At 34.1% G+C, this 23,024-nt stretch carries 27 protein-coding genes; 10 read left to right on the forward strand and 17 right to left on the reverse strand.

The annotated features are described in order from the left end of the window. Positions 1-467: 467 nt before the first annotated feature. Positions 468-662: a hypothetical protein gene (locus MKY06_RS18895; protein ID WP_013058394.1), complete on the forward strand. Its 195-nt coding sequence runs from the start codon at positions 468-470 to the stop codon at positions 660-662. Between the two features lie 404 nt (positions 663-1,066). Here the strand turns inward: MKY06_RS18895 and MKY06_RS18900 are convergent, their stop codons facing one another. The 4 genes from MKY06_RS18900 to MKY06_RS18915 all read right to left on the reverse strand — a co-directional run bounded on the left by MKY06_RS18900 (position 1,067) and on the right by MKY06_RS18915 (position 4,427). Next, positions 1,067-2,764 carry an MFS transporter gene (locus tag MKY06_RS18900; protein WP_098526415.1) on the reverse strand — a complete coding sequence of 566 codons (1,698 nt, stop codon included), beginning with the start codon at positions 2,762-2,764 and terminating at the stop codon, positions 1,067-1,069. Positions 2,765-2,899: 135 nt separating this feature from the next. Beyond that, positions 2,900-3,532, reverse strand: coding sequence for a TetR/AcrR family transcriptional regulator (locus tag MKY06_RS18905; RefSeq protein ID WP_098399923.1), 633 nt, complete (start codon positions 3,530-3,532; stop codon positions 2,900-2,902). 373 nt (positions 3,533-3,905) lie between these two features. Continuing rightward, entirely contained in the window at positions 3,906-4,055 is a 150-nt protein-coding gene (locus MKY06_RS18910; protein WP_176525691.1) for a hypothetical protein, read from the reverse strand. A gap of 138 nt (positions 4,056-4,193) precedes the next feature. Further along, positions 4,194-4,427 carry a hypothetical protein gene (locus MKY06_RS18915; RefSeq protein ID WP_057273765.1) on the reverse strand — a complete coding sequence of 78 codons (234 nt, stop codon included), beginning with the start codon at positions 4,425-4,427 and terminating at the stop codon, positions 4,194-4,196. A 299-nt stretch (positions 4,428-4,726) separates the two neighbouring features. Between MKY06_RS18915 and MKY06_RS18920 the strand changes: the two genes are divergently transcribed. Then, positions 4,727-4,864, forward strand: coding sequence for a hypothetical protein (locus tag MKY06_RS18920; RefSeq protein WP_013058400.1), 138 nt, complete (start codon positions 4,727-4,729; stop codon positions 4,862-4,864). A 325-nt stretch (positions 4,865-5,189) separates the two neighbouring features. Here the strand turns inward: MKY06_RS18920 and MKY06_RS18925 are convergent, their stop codons facing one another. Beyond that, the gene (locus MKY06_RS18925) at positions 5,190-5,708 is read right to left on the reverse strand and encodes a DinB family protein (RefSeq protein ID WP_057234342.1); all 519 of its coding nucleotides are present in this window, start codon (positions 5,706-5,708) and stop codon (positions 5,190-5,192) included. 308 nt (positions 5,709-6,016) lie between these two features. Here MKY06_RS18925 and bioF point away from each other — a divergent pair, with 308 nt between their 5' ends. The 4 genes from bioF (at position 6,017) to MKY06_RS18945 (ending at position 9,434) form a co-directional block, all read left to right on the forward strand. Then, a complete protein-coding gene (bioF, locus tag MKY06_RS18930) occupies positions 6,017-7,195 on the forward strand; it encodes an 8-amino-7-oxononanoate synthase (protein WP_098757696.1) in 1,179 nt (392 codons plus the stop codon). After that, the gene (locus tag MKY06_RS18935; RefSeq protein WP_098526416.1) at positions 7,192-7,938 is read left to right on the forward strand and encodes an alpha/beta fold hydrolase; all 747 of its coding nucleotides are present in this window, start codon (positions 7,192-7,194) and stop codon (positions 7,936-7,938) included. Before bioF ends, MKY06_RS18935 begins: the two co-directional genes overlap by 4 nt. Next, complete coding sequence (gene bioC, locus MKY06_RS18940) at positions 7,931-8,755, forward strand: malonyl-ACP O-methyltransferase BioC (protein WP_057273768.1); 825 nt, start codon at positions 7,931-7,933, stop codon at positions 8,753-8,755. The genes MKY06_RS18935 and bioC overlap by 8 nt, the downstream gene beginning before the upstream one ends. Before the next feature lie 418 nt (positions 8,756-9,173). Beyond that, positions 9,174-9,434: a YnfE family protein gene (locus MKY06_RS18945; RefSeq protein WP_155660631.1), complete on the forward strand. Its 261-nt coding sequence runs from the start codon at positions 9,174-9,176 to the stop codon at positions 9,432-9,434. A gap of 777 nt (positions 9,435-10,211) precedes the next feature. On the opposite strand, the gene MKY06_RS18950 is transcribed toward MKY06_RS18945, so the two are convergent. Both MKY06_RS18950 and MKY06_RS18955 read right to left on the reverse strand, forming a co-directional pair. After that, complete coding sequence (locus MKY06_RS18950) at positions 10,212-10,358, reverse strand: hypothetical protein (protein ID WP_162257212.1); 147 nt, start codon at positions 10,356-10,358, stop codon at positions 10,212-10,214. A gap of 265 nt (positions 10,359-10,623) precedes the next feature. Beyond that, positions 10,624-11,466, reverse strand: coding sequence for a TrmB family transcriptional regulator (locus tag MKY06_RS18955; protein WP_013084386.1), 843 nt, complete (start codon positions 11,464-11,466; stop codon positions 10,624-10,626). A 157-nt stretch (positions 11,467-11,623) separates the two neighbouring features. Between MKY06_RS18955 and MKY06_RS18960 the strand changes: the two genes are divergently transcribed. Beyond that, complete coding sequence (locus MKY06_RS18960; protein WP_013058408.1) at positions 11,624-12,571, forward strand: DMT family transporter; 948 nt, start codon at positions 11,624-11,626, stop codon at positions 12,569-12,571. Between the two features lie 179 nt (positions 12,572-12,750). Here the strand turns inward: MKY06_RS18960 and MKY06_RS18965 are convergent, their stop codons facing one another. Both MKY06_RS18965 and MKY06_RS18970 read right to left on the reverse strand, forming a co-directional pair. Continuing rightward, on the reverse strand, positions 12,751-13,953 hold the full coding sequence (locus tag MKY06_RS18965; protein WP_098602533.1) for an iron-containing alcohol dehydrogenase: 1,203 nt from the start codon (positions 13,951-13,953) through the stop codon (positions 12,751-12,753). A 350-nt stretch (positions 13,954-14,303) separates the two neighbouring features. Continuing rightward, the gene (locus tag MKY06_RS18970; RefSeq protein ID WP_064471991.1) at positions 14,304-15,194 is read right to left on the reverse strand and encodes a LysR family transcriptional regulator; all 891 of its coding nucleotides are present in this window, start codon (positions 15,192-15,194) and stop codon (positions 14,304-14,306) included. Positions 15,195-15,735: 541 nt separating this feature from the next. Between MKY06_RS18970 and MKY06_RS18975 the strand changes: the two genes are divergently transcribed. Continuing rightward, positions 15,736-15,927 carry a hypothetical protein gene (locus MKY06_RS18975; RefSeq protein WP_013058411.1) on the forward strand — a complete coding sequence of 64 codons (192 nt, stop codon included), beginning with the start codon at positions 15,736-15,738 and terminating at the stop codon, positions 15,925-15,927. Between the two features lie 387 nt (positions 15,928-16,314). Here the strand turns inward: MKY06_RS18975 and MKY06_RS18980 are convergent, their stop codons facing one another. From MKY06_RS18980 to MKY06_RS19000, 5 genes are all read right to left on the reverse strand, one after another. After that, positions 16,315-16,482: a hypothetical protein gene (locus MKY06_RS18980; RefSeq protein WP_013058412.1), complete on the reverse strand. Its 168-nt coding sequence runs from the start codon at positions 16,480-16,482 to the stop codon at positions 16,315-16,317. Positions 16,483-16,890: 408 nt separating this feature from the next. Continuing rightward, on the reverse strand, positions 16,891-17,400 hold the full coding sequence (locus MKY06_RS18985; RefSeq protein ID WP_013058413.1) for a GNAT family N-acetyltransferase: 510 nt from the start codon (positions 17,398-17,400) through the stop codon (positions 16,891-16,893). 28 nt (positions 17,401-17,428) lie between these two features. Further along, complete coding sequence (locus MKY06_RS18990; RefSeq protein WP_013058414.1) at positions 17,429-17,776, reverse strand: hypothetical protein; 348 nt, start codon at positions 17,774-17,776, stop codon at positions 17,429-17,431. 764 nt (positions 17,777-18,540) lie between these two features. After that, entirely contained in the window at positions 18,541-18,924 is a 384-nt protein-coding gene (locus MKY06_RS18995) for a hypothetical protein (RefSeq protein ID WP_029323524.1), read from the reverse strand. Positions 18,925-19,019: 95 nt separating this feature from the next. Further along, a complete protein-coding gene (locus MKY06_RS19000; protein WP_098399921.1) occupies positions 19,020-19,622 on the reverse strand; it encodes a type 1 glutamine amidotransferase family protein in 603 nt (200 codons plus the stop codon). A 226-nt stretch (positions 19,623-19,848) separates the two neighbouring features. On the opposite strand from MKY06_RS19000, the gene MKY06_RS19005 reads away from it, so the two are divergent. After that, positions 19,849-20,562: a hypothetical protein gene (locus MKY06_RS19005; protein WP_340961162.1), complete on the forward strand. Its 714-nt coding sequence runs from the start codon at positions 19,849-19,851 to the stop codon at positions 20,560-20,562. 50 nt (positions 20,563-20,612) lie between these two features. On the opposite strand, the gene MKY06_RS19010 is transcribed toward MKY06_RS19005, so the two are convergent. The 3 genes from MKY06_RS19010 to MKY06_RS19020 form a co-directional block, all read right to left on the reverse strand. Then, positions 20,613-20,759: a hypothetical protein gene (locus MKY06_RS19010; RefSeq protein ID WP_014458831.1), complete on the reverse strand. Its 147-nt coding sequence runs from the start codon at positions 20,757-20,759 to the stop codon at positions 20,613-20,615. 43 nt (positions 20,760-20,802) lie between these two features. Further along, entirely contained in the window at positions 20,803-21,723 is a 921-nt protein-coding gene (locus tag MKY06_RS19015) for a CPBP family intramembrane glutamic endopeptidase (RefSeq protein WP_057273774.1), read from the reverse strand. Between the two features lie 221 nt (positions 21,724-21,944). Further along, entirely contained in the window at positions 21,945-22,103 is a 159-nt protein-coding gene (locus tag MKY06_RS19020) for a hypothetical protein (RefSeq protein ID WP_013058419.1), read from the reverse strand. A 571-nt stretch (positions 22,104-22,674) separates the two neighbouring features. Between MKY06_RS19020 and MKY06_RS19025 the strand changes: the two genes are divergently transcribed. Then, positions 22,675-22,893 carry a hypothetical protein gene (locus tag MKY06_RS19025; protein WP_013058420.1) on the forward strand — a complete coding sequence of 73 codons (219 nt, stop codon included), beginning with the start codon at positions 22,675-22,677 and terminating at the stop codon, positions 22,891-22,893. Positions 22,894-23,024: the final 131 nt, after the last annotated feature.

Raw genomic sequence — 23,024 nt, forward strand, 5'->3', positions numbered from 1 at the left:
TAAAGATTAGTGATAGGTTTAAGGCATTATGTTGACTAAGCTTTTTCTTTCTCTTCTCTTTTGATCGAAGTGCTTTTTGTCTTCTAAATTCGTTTCTTTCCACAGATCCCTCTCCATTTCATTTCTAAATCAGTTTTAGAAACCTTCCTATGTAAACTCATTTCCATTCCTAATATGGACTTTTTAATAAGTAAGTTAAAAGGAAATAGAACTATAAAATGAATTTTACTCTACATAACAGGAATATTGTAACACAGCTATAAGTACTGTTTCTATCTAAAATATACTAAATAACAACAGCTATGTACCTAACTTAGTGCCCTGTGACAATTAAAATTTGTTTCTGTTATATGCTTTTTGTTCTGTTTGCCCTAATAGAACACAACTAACTTTTTAATCATCCGTCAAAAGAAATAGTATCAGAAATTAAGTAATAGTAAAAATTGATACTATGGAGGTGTTTTCTTATGAAAAAGTATGAAGTAACGTTTCATCTAATTAATGGTGAAATAAGTCATTTAGTTGAAGCTAAATCACTTATTCGTGCAAAGAACTACATCCAGTATAGATTTGAAGATAAAAGTAAAATATTGGATCTAGCAAATGATTTGGTCATTGTTAAAAGGAACGTCCAATACTTTACGGTAGTTGAAAAAGAATAATTAGCTATGTAAAAGGACGTTATCTACAAAAGTAATGTCCTTTTATATCCATACACTATCTTATAGGGTAGTCTCTTTTTCCCCATTCTGGTCACTAAAATTTTTCTCCAGCTCGAATTCACATACTAAATTTATCTAACTAAAAAGATATTCTTCTAAACAGAAGAATATTATAGTTAAAAATTCATGTGGATAATTGGTAGTTCTGAACAGAATTATTAAAATTCAGTCTCTTCATTTTAATAAATGAAGGAATTCATCTAGGTTCTCCTCTGTATTTTTGTATTAGTTATTAATTTACATAAAACATATCTGTAAAGAGTACGTGTAGAAACTAAAAGAGCAAACTCCCTTACACGTGAGTTTGCTCTTTCTGTTCTTTATTCAAATTTCTTCAGTTTAACTTATTGTCCTATATCCTTCATCCTTTTAAGAGCTTTTCTATATTCTTGATCTCTCATATGCAGCATTTTATCAGGAGAAGGTTTAGGCTGACCAAATTTTTTTAAAGCTTCTCTATACTCGCTGTCACCAATGACTTGATTCGAAACAGCCTCTTTAGGCGAACGCTCAAAAACGGGAGTATCTTTTTTAAGGTGAACCTCTTCGATACTCAGCTTTTCTTTATTTTTTTCTTTGTCATGAGGCTTATGAGCCAGCTTGTGGCCTTTACCTGTTAGGAACATCAAAAATGAAAGAATTAATACCACAATGCTCAATACACACGAAAACGTAGAAAATGTATGATAAGTAATGATTTCAGATTTTACATGTAGAGATTGCGTGAAATTTTCTTTACTAGCAACCTGGCCCTCTGCACTTACCGTCATAAGGTTATCTTTATACACCTTTGCAAAGACGATACCACTGATTACAGGGATGACTGCAGATACTGTAACTCTTATAAATTGAACCGTGACCATTCGAGGGACTAAGCTTGGTAGTGGTCCGCCTAAAGCAGCACCCATAAGACCTGCAGCAACTGTGAACCCTACTCCTGCGATTAAAGCGGCAAAGCTGCTAACAAAGAGGAATGCAGAAGCATGACCGTCTAAATACATCCACTGTATGTTCACTCCCATAATAATGACGGCTCCTATAATACCTAATACGCCCGGTCCAACTTTATCATATAATACGGCACTTAATATGGCCGCAATCACTATTCCCGCAAAAAGCCCGATATAGATCAGTGAAATGTCTCCTTTATCAAAACTAGATCCGCTTTTAAGCAATCCTTGTAGAGATAAAAGAGTTAAACTCATACTAATATTGCCTATAACAGCAATTAAGATAGCGAGAGCTGGTTTTCGAGAAGCCACTAATCTAAAGGGAATTAACGGATTTTTAATATGCCATTCTGCTATAAATAAAAAGCATAAAAAAATGACGCTTCCTACTATGCCTATCCATACATAAGTAGATGTCCATCCTGATTTTTGGAGATTAAGTAATGTAAACGTAATAAATGCGGTAACCATAAACATTAACGCTACACCGATGATGTCAAATGGTTCATGATGTTTGTGCTGTTGCTTGGCGTGATCATTTGTTAAAAATTTGTAGCTGAAGCATATTCCCATTAAGGAAAGTACGGCCGCTATATAAAATAACCCTCTCCAATGGCCGTAGCTGTTCACTAACATTCCCAGAAAAATACCGACAACGCTAGATCCATAAAATCCGCCGATAAGAATCAGTAATGCCAAGTTCCGTTTCTGAATCGGAAAAGAAAGAACCAGCATTGGAATCATCATCATAAGTGCTAAACCTGTTCCTGTTCCTTGACAAAAACGACCAATACCCATTCCTAAGAAGCTGTTAGAAGCTATACTTACGATAGCTCCTATAAGAAACAAACACATCGAAAGAACATAAGTCCTTCTCTCCCCTATCTTATGTCGAAGGATAGGTCCAAACGGAATACAAAATGCAAAGCTTATAACCCCTAGTAAAACCGGTGTTATCGAAATATAAGATTGATCGTTAAACGTTTGTTGGAGAATTTCACGTATAGAATTTAATGAAGTGTTTAACATTAAACCAGGACCAATAGCTAAAACTGCAAGTAAAGCAATCCCCCAGTGTTTTTCTATTTTCATACTACAATTCCTTTCTGCCTTTCTTGATTGTAAAAAACTAAAAATGCGGCATTCATGTTTCTTCAAACCATCACAGTAGCTATGGTAAAGAAGAAAGATATTTATCCGCATTTGAACAAACTAAAAAATAAAGCTTCAGTAAGGAAGCTTTATTTTATTTTCTAAACCTGCCACTCGAATTGGCCCTAAAAGTGTTAGACTGGTTAATTTTTCAGCCATAAATGCAGGGCTAAATTTCATATCACTTTCTAACCAAGAACAAATGACACCTATATGAGCTGATGTGATATAGCTAATCAGGATATCTTTAGGGATATCAAGTCCATCCTCTGCTTCTCCAATCGAAGAGATTAGCTCTCCATACACTCTTTTCTTTACAATTTCCGTCATATGACTTCTAAATTGAGGTAATCCTCGATCACTTAGCATGACTTTAAAATAATCGGCATGGTCATAGATGAATTCGAAAAGCTTTAAGAAAGAAACGGATTCATTTTTTCCTTCTACTTCTGAAGAATCCTCATTATTTTGTTTTGGTTTTACTTTCTCTATTAGCTCTTCTAGAACTTCATTCATACTCTGCATGAGAAAGTCTTGCTTATCTTGATAATGCAAATAAAAGGTTCCCCGCGTTAATTCTGCTTTTTCCGTAATTTCTTGAATCGTAATGGATGTAACGTCTTTCTCTTTAAGAAGTTCAACTAAAGCGTCTCTTAAGTATTTATTTGTTCTTTTTATCCTAGGATCTACTTTTGCTTTTTTAGACATTGTTCGTCTCCTTGTATAACTTTTATTGAGTCTCAGGCATATGATTATGACTTGTATAGGTGCAGCCATTTAGGCCTTTTCTGATGATTAACTATTTAAATTAAACTACCCTGTATCAACAACATACATTCTGCACATGATGTAAACTAATGAACATTATGTATATTAAGTCTCACAAAATATAATCAATCTGTCAATATCAAAAACTGATTAAGAACGAATCATTTGGTTGTTAGATATGGATGGCGCGAACGTAAGAGCAAAATCTTTGGTAATGAAAGAAAAAGAACTGAAAGATATAACTGGCGATGTAAGAAGTGCTGGTTTTTATATGCTGGAGATTGGACTATTGAGGCAACTTTTACATAGCAGACTAATTAAATAAATAATGATTTTGCACAATGAATGTTTGAAACTTTCCAATATATGAATCTGCTTTTTTAGATACCATCATCTCAATCGGATCAAGCAGTTTTTCAGACAAAACAGCATGTCCAAGCTGATCTTCCAGCCATAAATCCATTAATTTAACTAAGCTAAAAGGAACCGGCTCCTTACTGTTAGTGATAGGATAGAAGGTTAAATAAAAAAGAAGTCACCTTTTGGTAACTTCTTTTTTTACTATGCATATGTGATTAAAACAAAAAAACATATAAGTTTTTTATTTTTCACTATCTTCATCAGCAGGTTTTCGTTTATGTTTCTCACTAATAATTCTCTTGTTCAGTATCCTTACCTCACCCACCATTAGTAGTCTCATATCTTTTACAATATATTTAGCCAATTCTTCATCAGAGATATCATCACTATCAATATCAAGACGAAATTCCTGTCCTTGTATTCCACCGCCATTAGTAAAATCGACTTCAAAGTCAAAAATGACTCTTTTATCCATGTCTAATCCACCTTAACTTGTTTTAATCATCTAATATATATTCGGTTTAAGAAAACAAATGCCCTATCCAACAACTATCTAATGAAGCTTATTGTCTGATAAGTCCCGGTAAAAGGACTTTTAAGTTCTAGATTGGTATTAAAAAAGGAATAATACTGTGGTAAAGGAGATTCTTTAGAACCTTAGACACCTGTTTACACCAATAAAATAAATATAATTAAAAAAGACAATGGGTTGAATAAGCTACGCTCTATTAACTCATCTTAACAATGTAACTAAATTTGAAGGGAGATTTAAAAATGAGTCAGAAACGCGATAAAGGCAATAGTCAGAAAGGCAAACCAAATAGCAATACGGTAGATCCGGTAATTGCAGCAGAAGACGTGGGAAAAGCAATTTTTCCAACTAATAAGCCTCCTGGCAACGCAAAACCTTAAAAGAAAATTAGAGTTGTATTATTAGCTGCCTGTTTGGCAGCTTCTTCTTAAGAAAAGAACTTAATTAATAAGTACGAATATGCTCAGACTTTTACGTTTTTTATACGATTTTTAGTACAAATGTTGGGACTTAGATGATGTAAAATCCTCTCTCATTTCTACTCAAATACTCTTCTTCAGCCCGCATTCTCAACATTCCTATAAGAATACGCGACCCTTTACAGAACTTTTGAAGTAAGATGAATTGCAGTTATCAAATCATCCTCTTAACTTATTATTAAGATTAATTTTTAGAGAGTTTTTAACTTAGAACGCTTTAAGATATCTAACTGTTACTTACCTTCGTTGCATATAAATAAGCAACATAGTCAGTCATAACTCCAGGATATCCCATTTGGCGTAACATAGCTGTTATATTTCCACGATGATATGTTCCATGATTAACTACATGTTGGATTAATTCAAATAGATTAGTTTCTAGCTGGCCAAAATTAGGATGTGCGCAGAAAACGAGTTGATTAAGGTTATCTTGGTGGTCAAAAAATGCTTTAAATTGCTCAGATAAGTTAAGAAACATCATCTCCATTTCCTCGATGCTTTTGCCTTTTATATTCTCTCTTAGTTGTTTTCCTGATTTGATAATTTCATCAAAACTATAACCTGACATGACACTTAACCATATAGTATCAGTAGCATAAATATGTCCTAACACCTCCGATACTGAAGAAAAAACATTCTTGACCTCCTTGTGGTAAATATCCTGAGGCAAGCCTTTTAAGTGACTAAAAATCTTTTGATTTGCCCATACATGGTAGTTATAAAACTGTAATTCTTGACCCTTCACTTGAGATTCCTCCTTATTCTAAAATCCACGACCAATATTAGGTATTCCTCATTGTTTTCAAAACACCTTCAAATGATTATTGAAAAAAGCATTGATTCTTTACGTTTTATTTAGGTACCGAAGTAAGGCTGCATGTGTACTCATGAGATTCAAAAAATGAACTGTAGTAGGGTATGTGGAGACAATCTTCTAGTATCTCTTCTTTAAATTATTTTATCTTGACACTGTTCTAAAGGCGTGATTAGATATAATTGTTAACTTTAAATAAAATTAAGTTAACATATATTGTTTTCGGTGGTGAAAGTGCATTGTATTGGGAAGAAGATATAAAAAGAGAACTTGCCTATTTAGATGAAATTTTTCAAAAACGGCACCTTGTTACTACAGAATTTGCTGAACAACCATGGCTTACAGTCAATGGACATAAGATGTTAAACCTTGCCTCTAATAACTATTTAGGCTACGCAGGAGATAAGGGGCTGAAGAAAACAATGAGTGATGCTGTGATGACATATGGAATAGGAGCAACAGCTTCACGCTTAATAGTAGGAAATCACTCTCTTTATGAGAAAGCAGAAAAAGCACTTGTTAATTGGAAAAAAGCTGAGGCAGGACTTATTATCAATAGTGGTTATAATGCAAACCTAGGAATCATTTCAGCCTTGGTTCCGCGTAATGGCTTCATCTTCAGCGATAAGTTAAATCATGCAAGTATCATTGATGGCGCCCTACTGAGCCGTGCAAAACTGCAGCGCTATCGCCATAACGATATGAACCACCTAGAAAATTTATTAAAAAAAGTTCCCTTGGAGTCACGGAAGTTAATTGTAACAGATACTGTTTTCAGCATGGATGGTGATTTTGCCAAGCTCGAGGATCTTGTTAAATTAAAAGAGCAATATAACGCACTGTTAATGGTTGATGAAGCTCATGCAAGCGGTGTATACGGAAAAAATGGTGAAGGATATGCGCATTTTCTTGATCTGCAAGATAAAATTGATATTCAAATGGGAACGTTTAGTAAAGCGCTAGGGTCATTTGGAGCTTATGTTACTGGAAAACAGTGGCTCATAGATTATTTGAAAAATAGAATGCGAGGATTCATTTATTCAACTGCTCTTCCCCCTGCTATACTCGGTGCAATAACGGCTGCGATTGAAAAGGTGCAACAAGACACAGAGCGTCGCGCACTTCTTCAACAACATGCACTATTTTTTAGAAAAGCACTTACATACGAAGGATTTAACACATGTAAAAGTCAATCTCAAATCATTCCAATTTTGACGGGAGAAAACAAAAGAACAATGCAGTTTGCAGAGCGTTTACAGAAAGAAGGAATTGCTGCTATTGCAGTTAGGCCCCCTACTGTTCCTGAAAATAAAGCAAGAATTCGTTTTACTGTAACAGCCGATCATACTCGAGAAGATTTAGATTGGGCCATAAAGAGAATTTCTCTAATTGGAAAAGAAATGAGTGTGATTCAATGAAACCATCCACTATTATAATATTTCCCGGATGGGGAATGGAAAAAGCAGCGTTTCATCCAATCATAAAATCATTGTCTACTATATGTAACGTTTTGTGTACAGACTGGAGAGGTGTAAAAGAACTAAGTAACTTTAGAGAACGTGCAATTCAATTGCTTACTTCTACTCAAGGTACTGTTTATTTAATGGGTTGGTCATTAGGTTCCCTTGTAACGCTTGAACTTGCAAGTTTATACCCTAACAAGATAGAAGGACTCATATTAATTGGCGGAACTAGTCGCTTTACAAACGACGTGCATAATACATTTGGATGGGAGCAACGTATCGTTGAACGTATGAAAAAACAGCTACAGCGCAATAAAGAAAAAACACTTACTGCATTTTATAACGCTATGTTCGCTAAATCTGAAAAAGAAGAAGAATTTCATCATCAGTTTGTTGAAGTTGCTCAGCGTGATTATCAAGGAGATAGTACGCACTCCCTCCTTACAGGGCTGGATTATTTACTTCAAAAAGATGTTAGAATGCAACTCAATCAAATTCAAACTCCTTGTTTATTGATCCATGGAAGAGATGATCAAATATGTTTACCTGAGTCTTCTTCTTTCATAGCTGAAAGGATTGGTGGAAAAGTGCAGCTGTGTATCCTAGAAAAAGCTGGTCATATTCCTTTTTTTACGAAGCCTCAGCAATGTACGCAACTTATAGAAAAATTTCTCGAAAAGGAGCTCATTTATGATTAATAAGCAACTCTTAAAGAAAAGGTTCAATAATCATGCTAAAACTTATGATGCTTATGCCGATGTACAAAAAAGTATGGCAAACCAGTTAATAGACCAGCTTTCTACCAATTTCTTCAACCAGGAAATAACTATTCTTGAAATTGGCTGCGGTACGGGTTATTTAACACAATTATTGTGCAAAAAATTTCCTAGGGCTACTATTACAGCAGTTGATTTGTCATCAGGAATGATTGAGTTAGCAAAGAAAAAAGTAATGGAAGATCGAGTTTCATTCATATGTGGAGATATCGAGGAACTAAGTATAGAAAGACATTATGACCTTATCATTTCGAATGCAACATTTCAGTGGTTTAATAGTCTTCATACGACAATAAAAAAATTGTATAAACAACTTAAGCCTACAGGCAGCCTTCTATTTTCAACCTTTGGAAATCGTACATTTCAAGAGCTTCATTCATGCTACAGTCATGCGAAACAAAAGCTTGGTCTTTTCAGTAACAGTTCACCTGGCCAATCATTTTTTTCTCTTGAAGAGTTGTCTCAAATTTGTGAACAAGCATTAGTTCCATTGAGAGAGCATCCATTTAAACTATCAAAAATGGAGAAACTAGAGGTTCAATATTTTCCAACGGTTCAGGCATTTTTTACATCAATAAAAAAGATTGGAGCAAGTAACAGTAACGAGGAAAGCTACTGTCAACGCCCTTCTTTTTTTCGTGAATTAATCAACCTATATGAAAATGATTATCGTAATGAGAACGGAATAAAAGTAACCTATCATTGTTTAATATTTAATGTTACAAAAAAGAACCAATAGCTAATCCTGCCCTGGTTACTCTCTAGAAGTGATGGATTGCAGCTAAATTAAAAAGCTCAATACAAGAAAGTATTTCATATAAAACCTCGCATCATCTCATATCAATTTCTATGTGAAAGAGCACGCTTCTTCATACTGTTAGTTTGTTTAATAGTTTTTTGCTCAATCGCCTCTTCTATTTGACATATAAATTTAAGAAAATAACACATACTATAAGCAGTCCGTCCTTCCCGTTGCGGGTGAATGGTCTCTCCTTTCAATAAAGAAGGTTTTCAAAAAGCACCCTTTTATGGGTGTTTTAGTTTTCGGATGTATAATTTTGAAAGGTTAACACAATATTTATAAAGGGAAAGTGTCCCTTTACCTTCCCAGCGTTTCATATTTTTGACCTATGTATTACTTCAAAAATGTAAGGAGAATGATAAGCGTGGAAGAATTAAGACGGTATGTTGATGTTGTTAAGAAAAATATCGAAACTATGAAAGCTCCTGATTACGAAGGGAAAGAGAGGGATTTAGAAAACCAGCAAGAGCAACTAGAGCAGTATGAGCGATACCTCAAAGCAGAAAGTATCTCACCTGAAGGTTTTGATAGAATTGTGGATGCTGCTGTAGGTTATGCATCTAAAGATATCTCTTTTTCAGAGCTAGAGGAAATGTATAATCAATTAACGAAATAGTACTTTGATAATGGATGTTTGTTGAATTACTTTAAATACGTATAACTACAACAAAACGAGCATGTCCTGTAACTACTAAGCCTCCTCCCTTTGCTGACGAATTGCTTCTCCTTTACACGTTAAGTTTATAAAAACGCTCGCCTCCACGGGTGCTTTTTATTTTAAGGTATAATTCTTATGAAAGAAGTAATAGAATTTTTTAGCTAACTCCTTTCAGGTTGCTAGTGTTTACGTTATGTAATTGCCACCAATTAAAAAAGATCAATTGATCTTTTTTATGAATTAATTTGATTGTAACTATATTTTAATATACGCTCACTATTTGTGGATTATAATGGAATTACCACGTGATTATCTTTCTTTTAACTTGCTTTTTACCTTGAGCAAGTCTTTTTGTATTTATCGTTTCAACTTTTTCAAAGAAACATCATGATACAATTAATTTTCACACACGTTATGTTGCATTAAGGACACTTTCCTCAATAGAATGCTGCCCTTTCTTATACGTTTACGGACAATCTATTTAAATCAGTTATAAGATGTTAAAGTAATTATTAAAATGCCACCCATTGTTTGCAGGACAGGTGGATTTTTAATATAGAATGCGGGCTTTTTTATACATGCTCTTTTCTTTTAACTATCCAAAGAATTTAGTCATATCAACGATCTATAAAAACCTCATAATCTAAAAAAGAATCCTTGGAAAAAGCTTACTGCTCCAAGAATTCTTTTACTTAATCGGTTCTTTTAAGAATGATTTCTTAAGCTTATTTAATTTTATGGTTTAGTATCGTCTTTGTCCTGATTGAGCTCCTTTTTGGATTTCTTTACTATTTGATTTAATTCCCGTATGTCCCCTTTTGCATTGATGATTTCAAATATTTGATTTAATCCCTCGTTCGTTTGATCATCATGATCTCTCATCATCTATTCTCCTTATAAGATTACTACTATCATTTTCCACTTTATTAAGAATTATGTTTCTGATTTGATAATATCAAGACAGAGTTCATTTCACCGTCTAACATAAGTTATTATGGTCATATTCAAGATCTCAGGAAATAAATGCCCTTATTAACCATGAAGACATCCCCTATACGAAGTTAGTTTGCGTAAAACATGTTACAGCTAGCAATAACAGTGACTATAATAAGTAACTTTATTATTGGTATATATGCATTAATACTGGCTATTTAATCAATCCTAATTTTGCTGCTACGCTATAGCCTGATGAATTAAATTTAAATCGATTACGAAGTTCAATAAGGTTCGGTCCAAAGCTTGACTCTAGGATCTCTCGATGTTTTTTCATCATTTCATAGATATACAAGTCGTGAATGATAACTTCTGTAATTGGCATAACTAATCCCGGATGCATCGTCCAGGCAGCACGGCTATCCTTACCAAGTGATAATATACCTGCAACTACTTCTCGATCATCAGCACTTAGAACAATCCATCGTCCGCCATATTCATTGGTTATTTCTTCGCTTGCATCATGCTGATGAACCTGCGCAAAGTCAAATACTAAATCTCCATAGGATACAATTAAAATTTCTACGCCTCTTTTGGCTGCTGCTTGTAATTCTTCTTTTAGTTCCTGGGCATCTTCTGCCCATATTTCCAATAGAATACGCCCTGTAGCTTCTTTTATAGCTTCCTTTGTACGATTTAGTATAGGCTCATAACCTGTAATGTTCCAGATGTTTTCTCTGTTTAAAGATACATAAGAATAATTTTCGAGAGCTTCTTCAGCTACTTCAAACGAGGATTCAGCTTTACGTTTTTTCAAGTTGATTAATTCATTAGGAGGTAACGGTGTATATAGAGCGGGATTTTCATGACTGATCATGACTTCTCCTCGATCCACTAGTCCTCCTAATACTTCATAAATTTTAGATCTTGGCACTCCGGAATTTAACGAAATAGCATACCCTGAAAGAGGAGATTTTTCTAGTAAAGCTAAATATGCTTTTGCCTCATATTCAGTAAAATTTACATCTTTCAAAATTTTTATTATATCTAGTGTCATGATTGGTCCTCCTTGATAATACCCGGATAAAGTCAATAATTTTAAACTAAGTATACCATTAGTACCCTTGACAGTTTGGGTTAAAAATTATAATTTAATTCTAGTTGCTACAAAAGTAGCTACTATATAGTTTTTAATCCTACTTGGAGGTGTAATAATGGATACAATGATAGCGAAACAACAAGAAAGCTTAAAAATAAGAAAGGTTAGAAGTGGAAATGGTTTATACATAAGTGCTTCCGTAATAGCCGTCCTTTTATGGAGTACATCGTTTGTTGGAACAAAAATAGCCTATACCTCTTTTCCACCCCTTACATTAGGAGCGGCTCGTTTTGTTATAGCTGCTGTTATTTTAGGACTTATTCTCTTAATCAGGAAAGATAAAACAAAGCCTTCATTCAAAGATATGGGGTTAATGTCTATGAGTGGTGTACTAGGCACTACCCTTTATTTTTCTCTGGAGAACATAGGAGTTGAACTAACAACAGCATCTAATGCCGCTATTATTGTAGCGTCGTATCCTGCTATAACGGTTTTGATGGAATTTCTTTTTTTTAGAAAAAAGACATCATGGGTAAAGGCCCTAGGAATTGGAGTAGCGATGATAGGTGTATATCAAATATCCTATAGTCCTGAAACTCAGACAGATGATAAGCAATTAATTGGTAATATTATATTAATTGTAGCAGGTTTTATTTTTGCTCTCTATAACTTCACAACTCGTAAAGTTGTCAAAAAATATTCCATGATTACTATCTCTTTTTATCAAACTTTGGCGGGAGCTATTACGTTTATTCCATTAGCCTTTATAGAGAAGTCAAGCTGGCAAACACCAGATATACGTTCATTTCTAACCTTATTGTACCTAGGCGTTTTCTGCTCGGTTATCGCTTTTTTATTATATAATTTTGGATTACGCAAATTATCTTCTAGTTCTGCGATGACGCTGATGAATCTTGTTCCTATTTTTGGTGTGTTATTTTCTGTTCTACTCCTTCATGAAGTGGTAGGCATAAACCAATTTATTGGTGGAATCATTGTACTTTTGGGTGTAGTTTTGAGCATGAGGGAAACGAGGAAAAAGTATGTTTTAGAAAATAAGTAAAAAGTATAAACCTAAAAAAAGTCCTCAGTCAAAGTAGGGCTTTTTATTTTCAATAAAAAGTACACAAAAACTGGTATTACGTATCTTCTGATTAAAAATAAATAGATACTATTTATAAACTGGCCCCCAATCGTTAGACACAGCCTGATGATTGGGGACCAGTATTTAATCTTTATCTTTTAATTTAAGTTCTCTACTTCAGAATCCCAATTTTGATCTACACGGTTAAAGTAAGCTTGTTCAAGAATTTGCATGTAATCGCCCTCGGTAATTAAACGGACGTTACTTGATGTTGAGTTATTTTGCATGGCCAACCTTACAATGCTCGGAAAGTCTTCTTTCTTTACACCCTCTAAATCTTTCAATTTAGGAATGTTTAATGATTCTGTTAATTCTATAATTCCTTGAATTAATTTTTCAACAGCTATTTCATCTGAATCTGAATCCTTGGCAAAGTTCATATACCTTGCTAATGTAGCATGTAATTGCTTATTCTCCATAGAATTGAACCTTAATACATATGGTAAAAACACTGCGTTGGCAACTCCATGCGGGGTATCATAAAGTCCTCCAAGCGCTTCTGCTAAGCAGTGTACTGAGGCAACATCTGCAGATCCAAAACAAAGGCCTGCTAAGAGACTTCCTTCCAGCATATCTTGACGAGCCGCTTCATTTTTACCATCGCGGAAAACGATAGGCAATGCCGAAACAATGGTTCTCATTGCTTGAGCTCCGAGCGCTTGTGAAATAGAATTTGTTACTTTACATGTATAACCTTCAATCGCATGAACGAGTGCATCAATGCCAGTAGCGGCAGTAACAGAAGGCGGAAGACTGAATGTTAGTTCAGGATCAAGAATCGCCAAGACAGGTCTTAACAAACTATGTTTGAGTGTCATCTTTCGGTGTGTAGATGCTTCTGTAATAACAGCAGAACGAGTAACTTCTGATCCCGTACCTGAAGTAGTTGGAATACAAATAACTGGTGCAATGTTTGAATACAGGAGTCGGCCGTCTGCATAGTCAGATGGTTCCCCGCCGTTTGGACCGCACAGTGCAATAGCTTTTCCAGTATCCATTGCACTTCCACCACCAATGGCAACAACTGCATCTGCACCAAATTCACGAAATAATTTAGCACCTTCCAAGCAATTCTTATCTCGAGGATTTTGTTCAATGGAGTCGAATAACAATACTCGATATCCAGAAGCCTCCAGGGCCGTTATAATTGGTGAAACTAGTCCTGTACGGACCACACCTGGATCACTCACAATGAAAATGGATGAACCAATATTTAGGGATTTTAGCATTTCTGGCAATTCTTTAGCTTTTCCCATCCCTACCTCAATTTGAGTAGAACAAAAATAGTTATAGGATTTCATTTATACCCCTCCCATTATCTAAAATCAAATACATATCTTAATTAAATTTTAACCTTCTCTACCTCTACAATTAGTAGATTCAACTGTTAGGCTGCGGGTAACTTATATTTATGGTAGTTTAGACAATACACATACAGAATAGTAATGTAGTAGAGAACATAAATAAACTATATGTATATCCAACAAACTTCTTATCATATATAATACAAGCCCCGCCCCAATCATTACAGATGAATATTTAGATTGTTACTATCTAAAAAACCGATTAGTAATCTCTATAATATGTAATCAATTTATTTATGTAAACCAATCTTGGTGTTCAATAAAAATAGATTCAAATACTAATCCCCTTAATGATCCAGTATTACTTCTCTAGTTACATCTAAAAAAGCACTCAAAGCTGGAGATACCCATTTGTCTTTATGCCAGACCAGCTGAGTTACGATTGGAAACTCTGGACCTTTCCATCTTAATACACTCATACTCCCTTCCTCTATTTCCTTCTCCACTGCTAGCTTAGGTAATGCTGCTATTCCAATTCCAGCCATTACACATTTTTTGATGGCTTCTATATCACCAAGTTCAAGGTCATATAACGGTTGAACGGCTGCATCAACAAGTGACGCTTCAAATATATTTCGATAATCGCATTTCTCAGTAAAAAGCAGCGACTGACTATTCAGGTCCGCGGGTCTTACTTCAGATTTATCGGCTAAAGGATGATTCGGCGGACTTACTATAACAATAGGTTCTGCGACAAGCTGCTCGGCAATCAGCTTATCCGAGTTAATGCGAGTCATAGATATTAAAACAGCATCTATGAGACCTTGAGCAAGTAAATCCTCAAAATCATTTTCAGAAATTCCAGGTCGAAAAATCAGTTTCACTTTAGGAAAACGAGCTTGAAATAGTTTCAGCAAAGCTGGTAAGCGATAGGTGCATTGGGTTTCTGAAGCACATATTGTTAACGTCCCACTAGGCTCTTCATTCCCACCTACAGTCTCCTTTGCCTCTTCGGTTAAATCAAGCACCTTGTCCGTATATAGCTTAAAGCGCTTTCCAGCGTCAGTTAAGATAACTCGCTTCCCTAACCGGTCAAAAAGTTGGACAGCAAGTTCTTCCTCAAGAGATTTAACCTGAGCTGTTACACTTGATTGAGCATAGTGAAGGATTTCAGCTGTTCGAGTAAAGTTTAGTTCTCGAGCAGCAACTTGAAAAATTTTTAACTGTTTGAGTTCCATAGTTTTCTCTCCTAAATCATTTTCACCAATAATAATAATAATAATAATATTCTAAATATATCATTTCACTCGTGCTGCTTGTAAGCGTAATGTCTCTCACTACTCGCTTCTCAGAGGAACGTTTGCATATCAAGAATGTATGATGCAAAGCTGCTTATTCCGGAAAAAGAACCCTGGACAGTGAACAGAACTGATCCAAGGGTTCTTCTACTTGATTGGTTCCTTTAAAAATGATTATAGTAACTAAGATTGAACGCGATATACAGAGTGAAAACAGAAAAGACCTACCTCTTTTCAGTTAAAAAGGTAGGTTTTTCTGTTTCACGACTTTATCTAATGATATCTTATGGCAGCTTGAGTAGGTTGCTCAAATTATAAAAACATATTCAATTCTGAAAAGCAAAAAACAGGATCCATTTTTCTCTAATCTAAGGTGGTTCCTTCTGATAAACCCTATTACGTTATTCCGATGTAATAGAAGAAGGATTTTTACTTTTTAAGATAGAATAGTTCCTTAAAGAATCATAAAGGAGTTGATTTCATGTCTAAACAAATAAAGGATAGAAAAGAAATAAAACTTTTGGATTCTCAAATTTATTTATGTGATGAAATTAAAAAGTTGTTGAAGAAAAAAGAAAAAAGAAGTCTAGCCTTTGAACAAGAGTATACAGAACATGATATATTACACATTGCTTTAAACAGATTAATGAGTGAGTTAATCTCTAGACATTAAAAATGTCACCTATCATGTTTGATATTATTCGAAATAGATAAGTTTAATATAAAAAAATAGACAGAATATTTCATCAATATCTTTACTTTGTAAACGCTTTCGTTTATACTAAGTATAGGTTGGATGGCATGAGTGGCTGTCATAGTATTTAGCGTAGGCGGGGCTGATACGAGGGAACAGGACATAGAAGAGATGTCCTTTTTTGTTTGGGCAATATTTCTTAGAAACTAGGAAATATTATAAAATGCTTTCAAACGTTTTTTTACTTAGTATGCCCTATCCAGTCTGGAAATTGAAAAAGACCACCTCTTCCCAGTCAAAAGAGGTAGCTTTTTTAAAATTGAATTAACAGTAGTCGTTAGATAATGCTTTATTAAGTTGCTTAATTTAATAAACTGTATTCGTAGACAACATATTCACCGCTTTTTCTAACAGTAAAATATCTTCTTCAACCATTCTTTTCACATCGTCGAGATCAAGTTGAATATATTCTTCTTTTAAACGTTCTAATTCCCTGACAAACAGGGTTCCCGTATAGTACCTATAATTTGTCACTAATATTTATCCCCTTTGTGTGCTCTTAATATATGTAATTCCCCTTTATTTAGATTAACAACCAATTAAAGCAGGATTTATAAAAAAATAATCCTTCCCTGATGTAGGCAAAGGATTTTTAACTTTATTAGAATAGAGAGAATACGTTATTAGTGTGGCCAGATTTGTAGTTTCATATACATACAAAGTTTAAAAATGTTATAATCACTCTAATTCTCTCTTACCTGAGATTCATAGTTTATTTAGTAAATACTAAAGTACTTCGTATATTATTACAGTTTTATCATTTGCACTTACGGGCGGCAAATAGATGATATATGAAATCGTGATTTTTGTACAATACAAGCACTAGCTTTTTTAATTTCATGATAGTCGGTAAGCTTAGCTTTTTATGGTGAAGAAGTAAGCTTACTTGTTCCATTCCGAAGCTAATATACCCATAAAATATGTATCTACGTACTTCCCATCCACATAGGCATGATTTCTTAATTTCCCTTCGGTAACAAAACCGATTTTTTCATACAATGCAATTGCCTGTTCGTTTATTCCTCTTGTAGTTAAATAGATTTTGTTTAAGCGGAGCTGTTTAAACCCTAGATCAATCATTTGCTCCATGGCTATTCGGCCGTACCCGTGACCTCTAGATTCTGAAGATAAAAGAATTCCTATACTAGCTCTTCCATGTGCGTAATCTATATCCTTCAGAAAAACCCATCCAACTAATTCTTTTTCATCGCTTTTAATTCCTAAAATTAAATCGTTGTTCATTCTTTTCTTTTCTACTTCTTGTACTACCTCTTCATAAGTTAAAGGTGTCCTGCCTATCATTCGTATTGCTCGTTCATCGTTTAACCATTTATGTAAGTATTGAATGTGAGTTGTTTCAAATGGCGTAAGGTGTATTTTTTTTGTACTCATTTATTTATCTACTCCTTTTTACGTATATTCAATCTTTATCCTTAATTAGAGTTAATTCATTAGTTTGAGATATTAAATCAATTATCTTATTTCCTTTTTCATAGTAAGTGGAGGCCCCTTCTTGGCTCCTCTCCTTCCACCCTTTTGATTTAATTACTAATTTATATCCTGACGGGATGCCGTTTTCTTCAGAAGCTTTAGACCAATCATAGATATCTACACGTTCTTTTTCTTTTACTAACTTTGCATTTTTAGGGACAGGAAATCCAGAAAATTTAGCGAATGGGATATAGGCAAAGAATGTAACAAAATAGAAAATTACTGCTCCCATTAGTAGAATTCCAGCAATGGTGACCGTCACGATTTTTTTCAACATACTGCCCTTCTTTCAATGACATTTTTAAAACGCGGTAAGTATTATAACCTGTAACAGCATTAAACTTTCTGTTCGAAATAATTATTAGTTTGGCGCCTGTTATTTTAAATTTAAGCACCTTTTTGTACATTCGTCTTATATAGCTGTTTCAACCAGAAATAAAGAATACATTCGCTGATTACAAAGATAAGAAAACTTATAAGCGTAGTTGCTAAAAACTCAAAGATGTTAAGAATAGACATAGCGTGTCCCCACCACCAATATCTAAAATCCGTTCCGAACAAAACAAAATAAATAAAAAGAGAAATTGCCTGAACTTCCCCTACTGATCTATCGGATTTTATAATGAGTATCCTTCCGATAAAGAAACTAATTATAAAAGATAGAATAATAAATACGAAATAAAGAGAACTAGCCAATAAGGCTTCCTGTGGTGAATACATTGTAACCTTCTTTTATATTGATTATTTTACCATTAATTATAATTAAAGGAAGTTATTTTATAAGGGTTTGTATTTTAGGAAATGTGGACATAAAAAAATCCTTTCCTATGTAGGCAAAGGATTCTTTTTTTATTGGAAATACTAAGGTATTTTAGTTATTATTGAAGCTTCAACACTTGCACTTAGTGACGATAAATAGAATGTTTTGGACAAGTTATGTAAATGATGAAAGCAATTATAAAGTGCGTTTGTTGTGTTAATCGTATGGTGAAAAGCAAAGCTAACATAACAAACATTCTAGACACTTATTAGTTTATCGTTCTACTTTGCTTTTAAATCAAATTTATCTTCTTTACCATTCCATTTTATTGTTACATGAAAAGGAGCGCTGCTGCTTTGAGTCGCACATCCGCTGCAGCCCCCATTTAAATTAATTTTTCCTCCTGTCTCGTCATCCGTACCTGATAATTTGCTTGTTTCCCCTTCCACGACATAAGAAACTTTTCCTAATTTCTCTTTGTCTTTTCCTTTATAGATAATACTGCCTTGTCCGTTTTCAGTATTCTCTCCTTTATTTAAAAGATACAAAGCTTTCCACTGATCCCCTTCCCCTTCAAAACGCACGCTTTCTTCCTTACTCCCACAGCTACTCAATACTAATAAAAGAATAGACATGAATCCTAAAAACAACAAATTTCTTTTCAATTTTGAATCCTCCTACACGTTAAAAAAGCAGCCTTATATCCTATTGGGTAAATTTTCATTACTATCTGGCCTTTTTTTAAGTAATTTAAAGTGAGTTATTTTTCAATATGTTCTCCTGTTATCGGAATAAAACCATTTTTAAATAAAGCGTACCATTCTTCTAGTTCTTTACTCTTTAAAACATTTAATTTATTTAAAATGTCCTTCGAAAATTCTAATGCACCGCTTCCATTAGCTGTAATTAGACAGCCATCACTAACAGATTGTTTTTCTATATAATTTTCATCCCCTCGATAATTAGGTGCTCCTTCTTTCAAATAAGGTAATGAATTACCTGTATGTTTATTCTGATCAAGAAACCCATAGTTCCCTAAAAAGGTCGTTGCATCACAAATCGCTGCAACCGGAATGTTATGTTCAAAACAAAAGCTCACCCGTTTCTTTACCTGATGATTTTTCTCTTCTCTCCATCCCGTTCCCCCAGGCATAATTAACATCGCAAAGTCCAGTTTAAAAGGAAAGTCTTTTAGGCTGTAATCTGGAAGAACGGTCAATCCTCCCATTGAAGTTTTAGGGTGTTTGTCGATTGCCATTGTCTGAACTTGAAATCCTGTTCCCTGTTTATTTAACTCAGCTGTCACATAACTGGCTTCCCAATCAGCAAAACCATCTGTAATAAAGACCATCACTTTTTTCATACATACACCACCCCTAATTCTTGATTAGAAATATAACTAAGTACATGATCAATCACCTATTTTAATTTACCACTTTATATATATAGTGTAAAATAACACCAATATCAAACTATTACGTTTAAAAACATCTATCTATAATTGAACAATGTTTCCATCTAAATCATGGTTTCTCTTCTTCTATTAAAGGGAATTAAACCCTAAAAGTGAACCTTAAAAGGAGACCATCATGGTTACAATTGAATCAATCATAATAGGTATTGTTTTTATCCTCATTCAACTATACGCATTAACGATTGTCGAACGTTCTCCAATCGGAGAGCAAAAGCTGCTCTCATTATCAGGCGGTGTAGCTATTGCCTACGTATTTATTTATATCTTACCCACGCTTCATAAGAAACAAGAAGAGTTTGGAGGATCGCTAGCCCTTGATACTGAACTATATTTTCTTGGTCTTCTCGGCTTACTCGTCTATTTTTCGGTGTATTCATTTGCTCAGACAAAAGCAGCCACACATCTAACGGAACTGACCGTGTACATGGTACAGGCTAGTTTTTTTATGGTTTATTCTTTTATCATTTCTTATGTCGTATTTTCAACCGATGTTAAGCGAGTTGAATCAGTATTCTACGGACTGGCTATCAGCCTTCATTTTATCGGGTGGTCCTATCATTTAGGAAAAAAACATAATCGCTTACACAAAAGCAGAGGCCGCTATATGCTTGCCGGGACAACTTTTCTTGGGTGCATCATGGGCGTCTTCGGACCCTCATCCGGCTTGCTTATCGAGTCGATGATTGCTTTTAGTTCAGGTGCAATGTTATTTAACGTGATCAGTAAAGAACTCCCTTTTGAAAAACACGCGCACTTGCCAACCTTTTTAATCTCATCTCTTGTCTACGCCGGTACAATGATTTCGTTAAAAGCTTTTTTCAATTGGTAGTTGCGAGGTGTTGGGACAAAATAAAAAGAGCAGCCATAAAGGCTGCTCTTTTAAAGTATGGTTTTTATTACTAGATACACTGCAGCAATCGATGCAAGAACGATAAGTACATTCAAAATGCGATGTTGAGTAGCTAAGTGGCCTCGCTTCATTTCTGCACGAGTCAATGGTTTATTTTCATCGTGATTTCCACTCACTCTGTTACATCTCCTATCCTGTTTAGTTATTGGTTCTGCCAATTTAAGCAATAAGCTGATCTTTGTCAGCTGCTTCTTCCTTTTTTATCTTCCCTCTACATAAGATATAGAAAACACTAAACATAACAATCGACCAAATAAGATTAGCTCCTGGCTCAGTGTTAGCTACCTTAAACAAACTCGGTATAGATCCGAAAACAGAATCGTCCGTTGTAAGGAATAGAGCGAGAAACATGTTGTTGGCTGCGTGTGCGCCAATGGTAATTTCTAAGCTTTTTGTTTTAATCGCGATATATGTAAGAGCAAAACCAGCTACAATATAATCTAGTCCCACCAATATAATGGATTTATTCATTTCAGGATTAGCAAAATGACCTATTGAAAACATTAGTCCAACAATAATAGCAAGTAAAATTGGACGCTTCACCTTCTTACTCACCCATTGAAGAAGAAGCCCTCTAAAAAACAGCTCCTCTGTTGTTGTTTGAATAGGTACTAACAAAAATGTAATAAGTATTAATAGTACATACTCTTTCAGACTTACATGGTTCCATGAATAATCCGAATGGTTAAACACGACATCAATTAATTGTGAAACGATTAGTAACAGGCTAAAAGCTCCAAAAGACCATATTACTTTCTTCCAATTCACACGTTTGTTAGCAGTGATTAATGATTTCATTTTTCGTTTGTGAATAAAACGAATCCCGATCCATAAACCAAAAATCCAGCATATGTACATAATATGAGACAACAGAAAATCAAGATTAGCATTGATTCCTACAGCTACCCCACTATCAAAATCAAAATATGATTTTCCACTTTCATCATCTGCAACCATTATCATTTCAGCAATAATATAAATAATTGATCCTAACAGCATAAACACAGAAGCAAGGATTGTTGTACTTACATAACGCTTCCAGCTATTTTTTCCTTCTTCCACATTTAAATAGTTTTTCATTTTCTTCTTACTCCCTCAGCCTTCTCTTCTCAATTACATAGTTCTTCTCTACTTAGTTGTTGTCTAGGCAATGTAAAAATCTATTAGGATCCGAAGTCCTGCAATCATTTTAACTACCGCCTGCTTTTTACCTTTGAAGATAAGGAAAGAGACTGACAATATGAAGAAATCACAACTCTACCCATTACCTCTTTATATAAAATTTAGCGCCTTAAAAGCCGTTAAAAAACAGCTTCTTCTAAAAGAAGACTCGACACCAAGTCATCGTTAACCTTTATATCTTGCTCATACGTGCCCGCATACACATAATTTTGAAGAAAATACTTGCTACTCAAGAATATATATCCTAGAACAACTAAAATAAATATTTTTTTCAACATCGTCCTCACCTTTTTATCCAAAGTTTTCCCCTCACGGATGCTACCACAACCGCTAAGGGCTTATCTATAAACAGCTTTTCATTTTTTAAAATTAGCTACCATTCTATCTAACATCGCAAAACATATATAAGTTACAAATATATTACATTATTATTACAAATGTAACAATTACATTATAACTAAGAAAAAGAGGATAATCAATATGAAGTGTTTAGTAACGCAAATAAAATTGCTAGATTAATATAATGCATCTAAATAAATCAAAACATTATGCAAAAGTGCACACGTTTTCTGGCAGGAATATTTAAATATTAAATAAGAGTGTTTTTAACTCTTTTCATCTCATTATGGACTGATCTTATAGTATAATTTTGGATTTTAATTGAATTTTTAGTTTTATATTCTATAATAGTGAAGGTAAACTAAAGAGGCTGGTGAAAAAGGTAGGTTTAATATGGTTGAACAAGTTAGTGGTGTAAAGTACTACTGCCTTAGTCAAGAAGTTTAGACCGTAACAAAAAAGCATAGAAAACAACTATGCTATAGCACTTTAGAACAAGGTGGAAATAAAATGATTTTTATACCTATATTATCTTTAATAATTGGTTTGTATCTGTTAGTTTCAGGAATTTTTATAATTATAAGGGATAAAAATATAAAAGGAAAAACTAAAAAAGCTTTAGTTTTTTTAGCAGTAGCATCAGATATAGCAACCGATCCAGTGTCATCTTCAGGATTCCGGATTATGCTTGGTGCTGTTTTATTAATAGCTGGATTCATTTTATTATAAGAAATAAACATTAATAATTCATTGTATTTAAAAAGGTTCCATCCATTTAGAGATAGGAACCCTTTTTATGATCAAATATACAGCCTTGATACTGATTTAGCTTAATCATTATTTACGGCTATAACCATTTT

The sequence above is a fragment of the Priestia sp. FSL P4-0332 genome, assembly GCF_038005845.1.
In the GTDB taxonomy this organism is placed as follows: domain Bacteria; phylum Bacillota; class Bacilli; order Bacillales; family Bacillaceae_H; genus Priestia.